The following is a 14,695-nucleotide window of genomic DNA, read 5'->3' as shown; positions in this document are numbered from 1 at the left end:
TAAAATTCTCACTTTTCTAAAATTTTCTAAGATTTCTAAAATTGATTTTCCTGTTCTCTTGCTTGATCATATACTGTTTTTATTGTGTCCATGTCTACACTGGTATAAATCTGAGTTGTTGAAAGACTTGAATGTCCAAGAAGTTGCTGAATCACTCTTATGTCCACTCCATTCTTTAATAGGTGTGTAGCAAATGAGTGTCTTAAAACGTGAGGAGTAACTTTCTTTTTGATCCCCGCTTCATCTGCATATTTCTTTATCATCATCTGGACATATCTTGGAGTAAGGCTATTTCCATTTTTATTTACAAAAATAAATTCTGAATTCTGTTTATCCACTTCAAGATAATCCAATAAAAGCTCTTTTGTATGTTCATCAAAAAGAACGATCCTATCCTTATCACCTTTACCTCTAACCCTAATGGTCCTTTCATCAAAATCAATATCTCTTTTCAATAGTTTTACAAGTTCTGAAATACGAAGCCCTGTAGAGTAAAGCAGTGTTAGGATAACTTTATCCCTTCTTTTTGACTTCTGTTTAAAAGGAGTGTCATTTTCATCAATGGCTACAGCTTCAATCAAATCCTTCACTTCCTTCTCATTTAAGGATTTAGGCAATGACTTTGTTCTCTTTGGATTCTTGATATCCTCTAAAAAATAGATGTCATTGAATTCTAAGAATTTTTTTGAAACGACTGTAGTTAAGTAAATGTAATTCTGGGTAAGGTACTTGTCTCTTTTCAAGTCACGGATATACTTTCTGAAACTGGCTAAAAATCTTTTTCCATCATATAGGTTTTCCTCATTTTTCATATAATTGATTAGGTTATGGATGATGGAGCTGTATGTCTTTACAGTGTTTTCAGAATAGTTTCTAATTTCCAGTTCAATCAAGTAGTCCTCGAGCATGCTTTCAAAATCAAACACTTCCATCAAATGCTTCTTATCTCCATTTTCATCGATAACAGGCAGTTTTATTGGAGACTTTTGAATTGGTTCATTTGATAAGTTCAATTGCTCTGTAAAAAGATTCATGTTAATTCCTTCTTTAGATCTTTACCAAACCCATTAATCTAAATTTAGGATAATTTTAAAATTCTATTTTATATTTATTCAGTAATATTTACTTCGTTATACCTAATTATATTTATGGTTTTATTTAAATATTTTTAAAATTGGCTCATTGAATCATAAAATCAGTAAAAATTAATATTATAAAAATTAATATTTTAGAAATTAATATTTTAGAAATTAATATTATAAAAATTTGTAAAAAAAAGAAAAAAGAAAAAAATATAGAAATAAAATAATTTATTTCTATTTGGATTTTGGAATTAAATAGTCGAATAATCCATTTAGTTTAAAGTAACTATTCTGAGCTTGTCAGGTCTTTTAATTACTCTGCTTGATTTAAAAGCAACTAAGGTTTTGATTCCTTTGGAGTATGCAATGTCGACTAATCTTTGGCTGATTACACCATCGAAAATAACGGTGTCTGCATCAGGATTGTCTTGTTTTAAATCTTCGTAAAGGGTTTCAACATTAGTTTCTTTTAAAAGGTTTAAAGAATCATCGTAGATTTCACTGTTTCCAGTTCCTTCTAAATCTTTTAACATGTTCTTTAATAATTTTACTCTACTATCCTGAATCCTGTCGTTTTGTCTGTCTCTACGGCCTCTGGAATTTCTGTCTTTTCCTCTGCGGTCGTTTCTACCGTTTTTTCTATCGGTTCTGTCTTTTCTATCGAATTTGTCTTTACGATCGGTTCTGCCGTTTTTGTTTCCGTGAAATTTATCGGATTTGTTTAAGTTTTTTGCTCTTCTGTCACTAGTTTTGCTAGTTCTGTTGATTTTGTTTTTTCCCACTTTACCTTGAGTGTCTAAGTTGAAATCAAGGTTGTTTATTACTTGTTCAGTAGGAGCTTTATCTCTTAAAGCAATTAAAACTTCTTCTTTTTCTAAATCTTCAACTTCTTTGCCTCTTGGAGCTCTAGTGATGTAGTCTACATCTCCAACTTGCAAGAGTTCTTTTAAGATTAATTCTCCGCCACGGTCACCATCAACAAATGCAGTTACAGTTCTTTTTTTAGTTAATTCAGCTACACTGGTAGGGATATTAACTCCTTCAACTGCGACAGTGTTTTTAATTCCGTATTTTAATAAATTTAAAACATCATTTCTTCCTTCAACAACGATAATTGCATCGGAAGTGTGTACGTTTGGGCCTGCAGGAAGTCTTTCTGCTCCGAATTCAGAGATTTCATGAACTCTCATTGATTCTCTGATTTCTTCAATCATTTTCATGCTTTCAGGAGAGACAGTTTCCATCATGCCCATATAAATTTCTTTTGCACGATTAATAACTTGTTGTCTTTTCACAGCTCTTACGTCTTCAACTCTAAGAACTTCAATAGAAGCTTCACAAGGACCTACACGGTTAATGGTTTCTAAGGATGCTGCAAGGATGGCAGTTTCAATTCTATCTAAGCTAGATGGAATTACGATTTCACCCTTTGCACGTCCACCATTTGAGTGAATGATAACTTGGATCCTTCCGATTCTTCCAGTTCTTTGGAGCTCTCTTAAGTCTAAATCGTTACTTAAAAGGCCTTCAGTCTGTCCGAAAACCGCACCTACTACATCAGGTTTTTCCACGATTCCGTTTGCATTGATTTGAGCGTGAATAAGATATTTAGTTGTAGTTAATTCTACACCTTTTCCCATAATAAGCCTCCTTTGAGCTTTGTAATAGGATAATTTAAGGCTAGTTTTCGTAGAATTGTTATCATAACCAATATCTATCATGATAATTTAAAACCTTTGATTATTATCCATAAATCCTATGAATAATCTTGTTTTTTTTATCAGTTTTAAACATTTATAATTAATAATACCTCATTTTTTTCTTAGTTAAACTCATTTTGAGTAATGATTTAAAATTAATTATTCTAATTAAGATTTAGCTAATAACAATTTTACTACTAGCTTAATTATAATTAATTTTAATTAATAAATTCTTGATATATAATTTGTTAATTTATAATTGATTATAATTTTAAATTATACTGTAATTTGTAATAAATTGATTAATTAATTTTATAAATTAATTGATAAAAGCAGATACTATTTTTATAGAATTTTTGAGTCTAAATAGACATTAGCTATTTAAAATCATCGAAATATTCTATGATTAGGTTCATATAAAAAAAGATATTTGTTTGATTAAAATTTAAAGAAAGTCATTTAAATCCATGAATGGAATAATGTTTCCATTTCAATTTAGATTTGTTTTTAGTTTCTAAATTTGATATGATCTTTTAATAAAATCTCATGATTTTAATGATTGGTAAAAGTAGTTGAATATAATAGTTTAATTTATTTTTATATAAGCTAATTCAAATAACTCAATGAATAATTGTTCTTTTTATCTTATAATTAATGTGAATTGTTTATTTAAGTAAAGATTTATTCTGAATTTATTTTATGATAATTAGTTTAATTTAATTAATAATAATCTATTTTCCTTTCACCTTAAGTCTTTAATTTTAATAATAATCGTAATAATCGTAATTAATAATGAATTAATTAATGTTTGAATTAATTAATAATGTAATTATAATTTCTATTATAATTTAATATCATTTTTATATGATTTAGTATCCACATAATAATATCTTTATCATAATATATAAATTATTTTATATTTTTCTAATGATTGGAAAAATTATTGAAATTTTTAGAAATATTTATTACATATCCTTTAGAAATTTAAGTGTAGATAATTAATTATTCTATTAATAATTTTTTAATAATTTTATTTTTAAAAGAGGTGTTAAATTGGCTAAAATCACTCCTAAGACTTTATTGAAAAAATCATCCAAGGTGATTGACTTAGATGATGTAGATATTAGCAAATATAATTTTTCCATTGATGATTTAGATAATGAAAAAAGTAAAAATCATGATTTATTGAAGAAGATCTTGGATTCAAGTTCCGCTTGCCAAGTATCAGATGCTTACTCATCTGTTTCAGGAAGAAGCGGTGTTATAGATGGATTGAAACCGATGAATGACAATAAGGTTTACGGTAAGATATTCACTGCAAAAACCAATACTGATGATTGGGGAACCTCATTGATGGCTATGGACAATGCGGAAAAAGGTGAAGTCCTATTCATTTACACTTATGGGAAGCCTGCTTCAGTTTGGGGAGAGCTTGCTTCAACCTGTGCAGGTGAAAAAGGAATCGCTGGAACTGTTTTATACGGTTGGGCAAGGGATATGGATGCTCTCGTTGATTTGGACTATCCGGTATTTGCCCTTGATTACCTTCCAAATGCTGGAAAGGCATTAGGTCTCGGTGAAATTAACATTGATTTGGAAATCGATGATGATATCATAAAGCCTGGTGACTTCGTGTTTGGAGATCAAAATGGTGTAGTGGTGATTCCTAAGGAACTCTTCCATGAAACAATGGTGGCAACCTTTAACGTAAAGGTTAAGGAAAGCCATATCATTAAGGAATTGAAAAAAGGTAGATTATTATCTGAGATTATTGGTTTGAATAGATAATAATCTTTTAACTATTTTTTAAAGGCAATTATTGCCCTCTTTTTTCTTTTTTTATTAATTTTTTATTTTTATATATTTATCATATTTTTTATCATATTTTTTATCATATTTTTTATCATATTTTTATCTGTTCTAAAGTTTCCCCAATAGCTTCATTAATGACTAAACTTGCTAAATTGTCATAAGGAGTTTCGCTTTTATTGATCAAGACCAATTTTGAGCCATTGAAGTAATTTATCAATCCTGCAGCAGGATAAACGACAAGTGATGTCCCTCCGATTATCAATGTGTCTGCATTAGCTATGTAATTGATGGATGAGCTTAAAACATCATTGTTTAAGGGCTCTTCATAAAGCACAACATCAGGCTTGACTATTCCTCCGCATTCACATCTAGGAATCCCTTCACTTTTTAAGATGAAATCCAGATCATATTCCCTTTTGCAGAACTCACAATAGTTTCTGTGAATGCTTCCATGAAGCTCTAAAACATTCTTGCTTCCTGCCTTTTGGTGCAATCCATCAATGTTTTGAGTGATTACTGCCTTTAGCTTACCTGCTTTTTCAAGTTCAGCAAGCTTTAAGTGTGCAGGATTTGGCTTTGCATCCTTGAAAATGAGATTTTCCTTGTAATAATTGAAAAACTCTTCAGTATGTTCCATGTAGTAACTATGTGAAACCAGATATTCTGGCCTATGCCCGTATTTTTGCAGGCTTTTAAATATTCCACTTTCAGATCTAAAGTCTGGGATTCCACTTTCTGTAGAAACACCTGCTCCTCCAAAGAATACGATATTGTCACTTTTGTCTATAATCTCTTGCAGTTGCCTAATTTCATTCATAATTTTATTTATGTTTTTATTTACTATTATTTCTTATTATCTTCCATCAAATTCCATAATCTTTATATATGACCCAAGATAACTATTATTAATCAATTGTTTGTTGATTAAGGAATGAATTTTTCTATGGATAGGGTATATAAAGAGTTTTATTTGGACTTTTTAGTAACCCTTTTTAAGAAGGAATTTTTTTATATATAAAGGCATCGAAACATTTATATACTATAATGTCATTATATTAAGTTGTACTAATGTTTATTTTTAAGGTGATTTGATGAAATTTTTAGGTAACATCTCACACCTTGCCAATTCTGGAAAGCTTATCGTCAAGACCACAAAGACTCCTCCTGCTGGAGCTTTTGTTTTTACTAATGATAAGCAGAAAATAGGTAAGGTATATTCTATTTTTGGTCCAGTAAAAAATCCATACGTTTCCGTAAATATTTTTAGGTCAGTAAATAGAAGAGACCTTGAAAGTAGACATGGTGAAAAGCTATTTGTTTCCACTAAAAGTGAAATGGAGAAAATCAATAAGAAAAATAAGAACTCTAAATCCAAAAAGGGTTCAAAATCCAATTCCAAAAATTCCAAGAATTCAAAAAATTCTAAAAATAGGAAATCCAATTCAAGAAAAAGAAGAAACAAATAGAATAATTTTAAAAGTTTTTTCTCTATTCATTTCTTAGAGAAAATCTAGAAAGTTTTTTCTCTATTCATTTCTTAGAGAAAATCTAAAAAGTTTTTTCCTATATTTTTAGGGAAAAATTAGTCAAATTGATATAATAGGAGAGATTAACACGAAAGAAGGATTATCTGAAGAAGTTCTTCAAAATTCCAAAAGAACTTCAAGAAGAAGACAAAAAGATGACTCTGAGCCAGAAAAACAAACCGTATGTCCACAATGTGGTTCAACTGATTTAATTGGAGATTATGAAAGGGCAGAAGTGGTTTGTGCTAACTGTGGATTAGTTATTGATGAAAACCTTGTAGATATGGGTCCAGAATGGAGAGCATTCGACCACGAACAAAGAGACAAACGTACAAGAGTAGGTGCTCCTATTACTTACACTATTCACGATAAAGGTTTAAGTACAATGATTGATTGGAGGAATAAGGACATCTATGGTAGAGATATTCCTGCAAGAAACAGAGCTCAATGGTACCGTTTAAGAAAATGGCAAAGAAAAATCAGAATTTCCGGTGCTACTGAACGTAACTTGGCTTTTGCATTAAGTGAATTAGACAGAGACTCTTCAAGATTAGGTCTTCCAAGAAGTGTAAGGGAAGCTGCTTCTGTTGTTTACAGAAGTGCAGTTGAAAACAAGCTTATCCGTGGAAGAAGTATTGAAGGGGTTGTAGCTGCTTCTTTATATGCAGCTTGTAGAAGATGTAAAGTACCTCGTACTTTAGATGAAATTGCTGAAGTTTCTAGAGTAAGTAAAAAAGAAGTTGGAAGAACTTACAGATTCTTGACAAGAGAATTGAACATTAAGTTGCCTCCTACATCTCCAGTAGATTATGTTCCAAGATTTGCAAGTGAACTTGGTTTGTCTGGTGAAGTACAATCCCGATCCATTGAAATCATTGAAAAGGCAATGGAAAAAGGATTAACTTCCGGTAGAGGTCCAACTGGTGTAGCTGCTGCTGCATTATACATTGCATCTGTTTTATTAGGTGAAAGAAAAACCCAAAGAGATGTTGCAGAAGTTGCAGGTGTAACTGAAGTAACTATCCGTAACAGATACAAAGAACTTACTGAACAATTAGAAATGGGTGTAACTTTATAACACTCAATTCTTTTCTTTTTTTTATTTCAAATATTTTAATTCGTAATATATGAAACTATTAAATCAATTAAAAATCTTTTCTTAAAAAATTGTTAAAAAATAATAAAAAATTAATTAAGAAGTAGTTAATAAAATATTAAAAATTTATTTTCATCTAAACCATGTAATTACATGAAGTAAAAAATAGTTTTTTAAAAAAATTAATAAAAAAGGCTTATTTTTCAATTCAGGAGCTAATAAAGCTTTGAATATTTTTCAATGCTTAAGTCAAGATCCTTTAGGATTTCAGTATTGTCCCATGGTTCTACCTTATTCAAGTTTTCCTGATACTTGTCAAGATTATCCAAAAAGATTTCAATCTTTTTGACATCCAATTTATCATGGTATTCTCCAAATCCTAACTTTTCAACATAGAATCCATTCAATATCTGTTCAAAGTTCTTATGGGCAGGAGTGCTGTAGATAGGCTTCTTAAGGTAGATTGCCTCTGAAATCATAGTGAACCCACCATTCACTATAATTGCCTTAGCTGTTCTCATATCCTCAAAGATCTGCTCTTCATTGAAAGACCTGTATGTCAAGTTCTCATCAACTTCATCCTTGTTGAAACCATAAACGATGAATTTGTAATCAAGCTTCTTAAGCTCTTCCATAAGGTTTATGCTTGATTCTGCTGTTTGATAAACCAAAACATGCTCACCTTCAACAGGTTCCAATTTCATTATCTCTTCCCTCAATACTGGAGGGTAAAGAGCAGTCATCTTAGGATGCTTTAATGGAGGATAGAAGAATGAAGTTATTATATGCCTTTTTGGCCTTAGGATATATGATTTTGTAACTGCCTTTGCAGTTAGCATATCCGCTCTGTGATTTGGAGGATAATCATATTCGCATTGGGTCAGCATATGGATATTGTCAAGGCTAATGAGTGGAATGTTCATGATCTTACTGAGCATACTTGAATAGTTTTCAAAGTCTGATATGATTATATTAGGCTTGATTCTCTTGCATTCCTTATACAATACATTGTATCCTTCCTTCAGGTTTGTAGGATTTGCCTTCAATGCCTTGAAGAATGTTTTCTTGGTTCTAACCACATTGTTTTCATAGACAGTGTTGAATCCTCCAATCTCGAATACATTATCGAATTTGCTGTTGAGGAATTCATATGCCCTTTCACTTGAGAAAATGTAAACGTCATATTTTTTGGTTAAATGCTCTAGAATAACGCTGCTTCTGATTGCATGTCCCATTCCTTCTCCACAGACGGAATAGAAAATTCTTTTTTTGCCTTGTGAGCCTGCTGCCTCTTTAACAACAAGCCCTGTTTCCTCTTCAGTAACTTCAATTAATTTATTCTCTTCAATGTCCCTGTCCTTGAATTTATTGATTCTGTCTTTGATTTTTCTGTTTCTGGATTTTTCAGCAATCCTTTCCATATCAACACTATCAAGTGCAGCTATTGGGTCATGGCCAAACTCATAACCTAAATCCTCTGCGGAGGTTCTTTTTCCTCTAAAGTCATTAACAGTACTTTTACCATACTGTTTAAGTAAGGTGTAAAGCCCTTCCTCTTCAAGTCTTCTTGTGGAAACTCCAATTCTTGCATTTCTAAGCACTTTGAACTCGCTTATTTCAGCAACACGTTCGATATAGTCAGTGTCTTCACCAAAGCTTAGATTTTCGTCAAATCCTCCCACTTCATCATGCAAGCCCTTTTTGGAGATGATCCCATAGCATCCTGCTCCATGAGGCTTTATGTTTTCAACAGCTATCATAAACCAGTTTGCAAGGTCGTGGAGATACTTGTCCCTTTTCTTTTCAGAAAGTGGAGTCATTTGGGTAATCGCTATTCCCAAATCCTCGGATTCAAACTCTTCAATCACATTGCTTAGGTAATTTTCGGTCAATTCCAAGTCAGAGTCTAAAAATAGCAATATTTCACCTTGGGCCTCTTCTGCACCTCTATTTCTTCCAGGTCCAGGAAGTCCGCCTTCTACAACAATACAACCATATTCCTTAGCGATCTCTCTAGTATTATCATCTGATTGCGCATCAGCAACAATAATTTCATAATCAGTAAAATCTTGTGATTTTATGCTTTCAAGCAATTTAGGAAGATATTCCTCTTCGTTGTATGTAGGTATGATAATACTAATTTTCATTTAATCATCTCTTATTATTAGATATTGTTGAATTGTTTTTATTTGAATTGTTTTTATTTGAATTGTTTTTATTTGAGTTGTTTTTGTTTTTATTTTATTGTATTTATTTAATAATTATTATTGCTTATAAATAATGATATTTTTTTAATGATTCTATAAGTATGAATATATGTTCCAGCTAAGTGAATACCAATCACATTTTCCCTTCAAATCAATGGCTAAGTTATTTAACAATTCCATCTCATTATATTGATTTGAAATGTAGAATGTTGTTTTATTTTCATGCTCTGTTAAATTTAATACATCGTATTGATTCAATCCATCAAGATCATGTGGGTGGCATATATCTAATTCATAAGAATCAGGACAAGCTCCATAAAATGCAATTGAAAACCTTAAGATGATGATTAGAATCAAAGCGATATGTGGAATCAAAATCTTCAAATACTTTTTAACTGATTTTCCGTTATCTCTCATTTTGCCTGATAAAACAGATTTAATTGTGATCAGTTCTTCAGTTAATTGGCTTTTAATTGCATCTCTTTTATATTTTTCAGTTATATAATCTGAAAATCCTTTAAGTATTTCATTATTGTACATCAATATGAGTATCCCATAAATTCCTCCAACTGTTGGAGTTGCAAATAATCCTCCATCAATGAGTCCAATTATGCCGATTGTGATTGCAACTGCCAAAAAGATTCTTGGGGCTGCCTTTCGTCTTTGCAATGAAAGTACCATGACAATATAATTGATTGGAATTAATATGAATAGAAGACCAATTAAATCTGGAGTGTAAGCACTTAAGGAGCTTCCGGTATGGATTCCCGCTGGAATGTAAGTTAAAAGCATTCCAAGAATCATTCCAAATATTCCTTTGTATAAGTGGGAATGGAGAATGCTTGTGCTTGTTTCACTTGGATTCATGATTACAATAATTGTGTTCCAGTCTATTCCAAGTGAATTCCTTAAGTAAAATTCCATAATCAGTCCAGCTATTGCAGTAAAAAGCAATAGGATTAATGATAATTTTAAGTAAAAATCCTTATCTTTTAGCATTTCTGGAGTATTGAGATTCTTAAAATAGCTGTGTATTCTTTCATTATCTCCAAGTGTGGATAATATTATGGTAATTCCTAAAAGGACAAAAAAGAGAATGTCTTTTCCTTTTGATGATCCCATTAGAATCGGTTGGGTAAATGGTCTTATGAATTGGTCTATTCCACTTAAGAAGAATAGGAGAGTTCCAAAAATGATTAGAATTATTCCAAAAGGAATGTATTTATTTGTTTTCATAAGAATTTCCCCATAGCAAAAGCCATTTTAATTTTTCAATTTCTAAAAATCCATATTTTCAAATATTTATTTAAAACATGAAATACAATATTATTATAAGTTTTATTAATCATATAATTTATAAATTTTTATATTTTAACTTGAATTATTATATTTTAAAGTGTTATCATGTTTCCAATTAGCTTTTATATAGGTTTGATTTTAATAGGAATATTTGCAGGATTCGCTTCAGGATTGCTTGGAGTAGGTGGAGGATTCCTAATGGTTCCTCTGCAATTCTTCTTATTCGATTCTGTGGGAGTGGACCCTTCACTTGCTATGATGATATCCTTGGGAACCAGTTTGGCAATCATCATTCCAACAGCTTCATCTGGAGCTTATCAGCATCAGAAAAAGAACAAGTCTATTGTAAAGCCAGCTATCAGATTAGCTGTTTTTGGAATTATTGGAGGATTTTGCGGTGGCCTTCTTGCAAATGTTGTTCCTTCAAGAATCTTGCAGATTATTTTTGCATGCTTACTCTTTATTGTAGCTTTGGATATGCTATTTGGATCTCGAACTGATGGTGAAAAGGCACTTATTGACTTCAATTTATTGAATGCAGCTATTGTAGGTTTTTCAATAGGAATTGTATCTGGCTTGCTTGGTGTAGGTGGTGGTGTCTTCTTGATTCCTGCCCTTTGCATATTGTTTGGATTCAGCTTGATTCAAGCTATTGGAACATCTTCAGTCTTCATAGCATTGACAGCTATTGGAGGACTCATTTCATACATTTACACTGGCTGGTCAGTTAATCCAATGCCATATTCATTAGGTTATGTGAGTTTGGTGAATTTTGTTCTCATTGTACTGTTTTCAGTGCCTATGGCAACAGTTGGTGCAAAATTAGTTTATAAAATGCCTAAGGAAAGACTAAAACAGATATTTTCCATTATCTTGATTTATATGGCAATAAAAATGATCGGATTTGATCCAATAGCTATTCTATTGGGATTGTAAAAAATAGAATACCTTAAAAAAAGTTAAAAAATAGAATACCTTAAAAAAAGTTAAAAAATAGATATTGGTAATTTATAAATTATATTCTTTTAGTGATTATAAGGAACTCACATCCTCTTTTTCTTTAAATACGACTCCAGTTCCTCTAATAACCACCTGAGATATGTTTTCTCCCATGCTTGGACCTAATGTTTCAATTGCCATATTCATGTTCAATAGGCCATTGCACCCATCTGCCTTTAATTGCTTAATTAATTTCAACAATGCCTTGTCTTCAGCATTTTTAGCACAAATGAGCAATTCCTTTTCCAATGAGTCTTCAATTCCTGATTTTATTTCTTCTCTTCGTTTAAATGAAAAGATATGGCTTGATTCGTAGATTCCTTTATACTCAAGTATGTTTAAGTCTTTAGGAGAATCCTCCATAGTCAATAATAGGACTCCTAAATTATTCATATCAAGTTTCCCATCATAAAAACTGTGTACCCTGTTGCTTTTCTTTTCTTCAATTTTCTCTTTTAGCTTTGTCTTTTTATTAAAGATTTTTTCATATAAATTCCATATGGAGTGTGTAATCTTCTTAAAGACACCTGTAACGTGGGAGATGATAGCTAAAACAGTTGCGATAAGGAAATAATTCACAGCAATTGGAAATGCCGCTTGAAGGATTATGACTATGCTTCCTGCTGTAATTACATTGAATCCTAAAGTCGGGTTTGATATGATGAATCCATAGACAACTGTAATTAAAAAGAGAATGAATGCACTAATTGCACCGGTACTTTCTTCAAGATACCTTTTTGCAGCTAGACTTTCAGCATATCCTGCAAAAAGTGGAGATAAGACCAATCCGAAATTCCATCCGTAAATGTCAAAGTGAGTGTATAGGCAAATCACATAGGTGACTATACCTACTATTATCCCTATATCAATACATCCCAACTCTTTTAGGAATACTTTTCTCTCTTCCTCATCCTTGAGACGTTTATAGATGGATAAATCATTTAGTTTTCGTTTGATTTTATTCAGCATTTATTCACTCATTAAAAGTTGATTAAAAAAATAGTTTAAAGTTTATTCGTAACTTACAGCGGTTCCATATGCAGTTACTAAAATGGTGTTTCCCATAGTGCCTCCAAGGTTGTTATAGGATATCTTAAGCCCTATGATTCCGTTGGCACCAAGTTCCTTTGCCTTGTTTTCCATAATTTGGAATGCTTCATTTCTTGCTGATTCAAGCTCTTCAGCATAAGTGCTGGTTCTTCCTGCCACAACGTCTCTAACTCCAGAGAATAAGTCTTTATATATGTTGGATCCAATTAATGATTCTCCATTAACCAATCCATGATATTTTACAATGGTTTTGTTTTCTAAAGTACTTGTTGAGGACAATAACATTTTATCACTTAAAATTGTCTGATTTTAAAAAAATAATTATAATTTGACTTTTTGTTTAAAAAAATATTGTTAGCTATTAAGTTTAATTAATAGCCATTTATTGTGTTAATTGTTTTTTATGGTTAATTTATTTAAAGAACATGAAGTATGCCCATACGAGAATGAACACTACGATTACACCAAATAGCATTAATCTGCTTTTTTTAATGTTCTTTTGTTGTTGTTCTAATACTTTTTGACAATCTGCAGAGCAGACTCTTTCTTTCATTGGTATTGGGCTGCCGCATACTGGGCAATGTTTATGTGGTTCTACCATATTTCTCACCTTTTTTAATTTTTTGATTATTAATAAGTTTGATTTACTTAAATTTAATAAATTATAATTTTATTAAATAATTTTAATCAATCATATAAAAATTATATTCTATTATTTTAATATTGATTTAATATTATTTAAAAATTGTCTAAACTTAGATATTAAAGAATTTTCTTGTTGTTTCACTTACCTTTTTGCCAAGCTCTTCACTATCCATACCTTTGTACTCAGCTATTGTATTCAGGATATGTGGCAAGTATTCAGGTTTGTTCTTGTTTGATTTTGGCTTTTTAGGGAAGTTTCTTGGAATCAGGAAAGGTGCATCAGTTTCTATCATCATCTTCTCAGGTGGAATCACTGTTACAGCTTCCTGCAATGATTGACCTCTTCTCTCATCACAAATCCAACCGGTCACTCCAATGGAGCAGCCTAACTCAAGGTATTTTTCAGCTTCCACTTTAGTTCCTGTAAAGCAATGGACACAAGCCTTTTCACACATATTAGGATATTTTTCAAGTATTTTAACTAAATCTTCATGTGCTTCACGTTCATGCAGGAATAGTGGCATATCCAATTCATCTGCAAGCTTCACTTGCTCTTCAAACCATTTTCTTTGAACATCCTGAGGAGAATAGTTTCTGTTATAGTCAAGACCGCACTCTCCAATAGCCACTACACAGTCCTCTTTTGCAAATTCCCTTAATGTTTCTATTGTACTGCCATCACAGGTCTTTGCATCGTGAGGATGGACTCCAGCAGTTGAGAATAAAACTCCTTTGAATTGGTCTTGCTTTGCGAACTCAAGAGCAGTTTTGCTTGATTGGATATTGGTTCCAGTAATGATGAACTGGCTTACTCCAACATCATTTGCATTTCTTATGATTTCTTCTCTGTTTTTATCAAAGGACTTGTGCATCAAGTTTAATCCTATATCAATTAATCCAGTCATTTAAATCACTTAAACAAACTTTTAGAAAAAGTTTGATCAAAATAATCTTCATTTTGATGTAGAAAATTCTTAAAAAAAGTTTGAACAAAATTTTTCTTTTTATAAATTAAAAAAAGTAAATGTGTTACTTATTCGGAAATAACACGGGTTCCTATTTTTTCACCTTTAATAGCTCTAATTAGGTTTTGAGGTTCATTACCATTAGCTATTACGGTTTCTAAATTGGAACGCTTAATCATTTGAATTGCAGTTGTGTCAATGAATTCATAGGTTCCTGCCTTTACATCGTTTCCGCTGATGATTCCCATCATGTCAGAAGCTGTGATTTCCTCAATGAGTTCTGCATCATCGTACTTTTTAGGGTCTTTAGTGTA

At 31.4% G+C, this 14,695-nt stretch carries 13 protein-coding genes and 1 pseudogene; 4 read left to right on the top strand and 10 right to left on the bottom strand.

The features are described from left to right. Positions 1-35 precede the first annotated feature (35 nt). Positions 36-932, bottom strand: a complete 897-nt coding sequence (gene xerA / locus Q0409_RS01570; protein ID WP_298534381.1) for a site-specific tyrosine recombinase/integron integrase — start codon at positions 930-932, stop codon at positions 36-38. 422 nt (positions 933-1,354) lie between these two features. After that, the gene (gene dnaG, locus Q0409_RS01565; RefSeq protein ID WP_298534353.1) at positions 1,355-2,722 is read right to left on the bottom strand and encodes a DNA primase DnaG; all 1,368 of its coding nucleotides are present in this window, start codon (positions 2,720-2,722) and stop codon (positions 1,355-1,357) included. A gap of 1,113 nt (positions 2,723-3,835) precedes the next feature. Here dnaG and Q0409_RS01560 point away from each other — a divergent pair. Continuing rightward, positions 3,836-4,570 (top strand): RraA family protein, encoded by a 735-nt coding sequence (locus Q0409_RS01560; protein WP_298534351.1) that lies wholly within the window; start codon positions 3,836-3,838, stop codon positions 4,568-4,570. 115 nt (positions 4,571-4,685) lie between these two features. Here Q0409_RS01560 and Q0409_RS01555 read toward each other — a convergent pair whose 3' ends face one another. Beyond that, positions 4,686-5,411 (bottom strand): NAD-dependent protein deacylase, encoded by a 726-nt coding sequence (locus Q0409_RS01555; protein ID WP_298534347.1) that lies wholly within the window; start codon positions 5,409-5,411, stop codon positions 4,686-4,688. Between the two features lie 274 nt (positions 5,412-5,685). On the opposite strand from Q0409_RS01555, the gene Q0409_RS01550 reads away from it, so the two are divergent. Together Q0409_RS01550 and Q0409_RS01545 are read left to right on the top strand one after the other, a co-directional pair. Then, positions 5,686-6,060 (top strand): Gar1/Naf1 family protein, encoded by a 375-nt coding sequence (locus tag Q0409_RS01550; protein WP_298534344.1) that lies wholly within the window; start codon positions 5,686-5,688, stop codon positions 6,058-6,060. Between the two features lie 142 nt (positions 6,061-6,202). Further along, complete coding sequence (locus tag Q0409_RS01545) at positions 6,203-7,198, top strand: transcription initiation factor IIB (RefSeq protein WP_292788624.1); 996 nt, start codon at positions 6,203-6,205, stop codon at positions 7,196-7,198. A gap of 233 nt (positions 7,199-7,431) precedes the next feature. On the opposite strand, the gene Q0409_RS01540 is transcribed toward Q0409_RS01545, so the two are convergent. Together Q0409_RS01540 and Q0409_RS01535 are read right to left on the bottom strand one after the other, a co-directional pair. Next, positions 7,432-9,363 (bottom strand): MJ1255/VC2487 family glycosyltransferase, encoded by a 1,932-nt coding sequence (locus Q0409_RS01540; RefSeq protein WP_298534342.1) that lies wholly within the window; start codon positions 9,361-9,363, stop codon positions 7,432-7,434. 153 nt (positions 9,364-9,516) lie between these two features. Further along, positions 9,517-10,659, bottom strand: a complete 1,143-nt coding sequence (locus Q0409_RS01535) for a hypothetical protein (RefSeq protein WP_298534339.1) — start codon at positions 10,657-10,659, stop codon at positions 9,517-9,519. A 168-nt stretch (positions 10,660-10,827) separates the two neighbouring features. Between Q0409_RS01535 and Q0409_RS01530 the strand changes: the two genes are divergently transcribed. Next, complete coding sequence (locus tag Q0409_RS01530) at positions 10,828-11,658, top strand: sulfite exporter TauE/SafE family protein (protein WP_298534337.1); 831 nt, start codon at positions 10,828-10,830, stop codon at positions 11,656-11,658. A 96-nt stretch (positions 11,659-11,754) separates the two neighbouring features. Here the strand turns inward: Q0409_RS01530 and Q0409_RS01525 are convergent, their stop codons facing one another. The 5 genes and pseudogenes from Q0409_RS01525 to Q0409_RS01505 form a co-directional block, all read right to left on the bottom strand. Next, positions 11,755-12,690 (bottom strand): hypothetical protein, encoded by a 936-nt coding sequence (locus Q0409_RS01525; RefSeq protein WP_298534335.1) that lies wholly within the window; start codon positions 12,688-12,690, stop codon positions 11,755-11,757. Between the two features lie 42 nt (positions 12,691-12,732). Next, positions 12,733-13,056: a YbjQ family protein gene (locus Q0409_RS01520; RefSeq protein WP_298534333.1), complete on the bottom strand. Its 324-nt coding sequence runs from the start codon at positions 13,054-13,056 to the stop codon at positions 12,733-12,735. A 127-nt stretch (positions 13,057-13,183) separates the two neighbouring features. Continuing rightward, positions 13,184-13,372: a DUF2116 family Zn-ribbon domain-containing protein gene (locus Q0409_RS01515; protein ID WP_298534330.1), complete on the bottom strand. Its 189-nt coding sequence runs from the start codon at positions 13,370-13,372 to the stop codon at positions 13,184-13,186. Between the two features lie 154 nt (positions 13,373-13,526). Beyond that, the gene (locus tag Q0409_RS01510; protein ID WP_298534328.1) at positions 13,527-14,321 is read right to left on the bottom strand and encodes a TatD family hydrolase; all 795 of its coding nucleotides are present in this window, start codon (positions 14,319-14,321) and stop codon (positions 13,527-13,529) included. Between the two features lie 128 nt (positions 14,322-14,449). After that, positions 14,450-14,695: pseudogene (locus tag Q0409_RS01505) on the bottom strand (UMP kinase); the annotation flags it as partial.

Origin of the sequence: uncultured Methanobrevibacter sp., from assembly GCF_937898925.1 — an archaeon.
Classification (GTDB): Archaea; Methanobacteriota; Methanobacteria; order Methanobacteriales; family Methanobacteriaceae; genus Methanobrevibacter.
This window is presented reverse-complemented; position numbering and strand designations above follow the sequence as displayed.

Excerpts from the sequence above, each read along its gene's own strand:
- xerA (WP_298534381.1), bottom strand. The coding sequence starts at position 932 with ATGGAAGTGTTTGATTTTGAAAGCATGCTCGAGGACTACTTGATTGAA.
- dnaG (WP_298534353.1), bottom strand. The coding sequence starts at position 2,722 with ATGGGAAAAGGTGTAGAATTAACTACAACTAAATATCTTATTCACGCT.
- Q0409_RS01555 (WP_298534347.1), bottom strand. The coding sequence starts at position 5,411 with ATGAATGAAATTAGGCAACTGCAAGAGATTATAGACAAAAGTGACAAT.
- Q0409_RS01550 (WP_298534344.1), top strand. The coding sequence starts at position 5,686 with ATGAAATTTTTAGGTAACATCTCACACCTTGCCAATTCTGGAAAGCTT.
- Q0409_RS01540 (WP_298534342.1), bottom strand. The coding sequence starts at position 9,363 with ATGAAAATTAGTATTATCATACCTACATACAACGAAGAGGAATATCTT.
- Q0409_RS01535 (WP_298534339.1), bottom strand. The coding sequence starts at position 10,659 with ATGAAAACAAATAAATACATTCCTTTTGGAATAATTCTAATCATTTTT.
- Q0409_RS01530 (WP_298534337.1), top strand. The coding sequence starts at position 10,828 with ATGTTTCCAATTAGCTTTTATATAGGTTTGATTTTAATAGGAATATTT.
- Q0409_RS01525 (WP_298534335.1), bottom strand. The coding sequence starts at position 12,690 with ATGCTGAATAAAATCAAACGAAAACTAAATGATTTATCCATCTATAAA.
- Q0409_RS01520 (WP_298534333.1), bottom strand. The coding sequence starts at position 13,056 with ATGTTATTGTCCTCAACAAGTACTTTAGAAAACAAAACCATTGTAAAA.
- Q0409_RS01515 (WP_298534330.1), bottom strand. The coding sequence starts at position 13,372 with ATGGTAGAACCACATAAACATTGCCCAGTATGCGGCAGCCCAATACCA.
- Q0409_RS01510 (WP_298534328.1), bottom strand. The coding sequence starts at position 14,321 with ATGACTGGATTAATTGATATAGGATTAAACTTGATGCACAAGTCCTTT.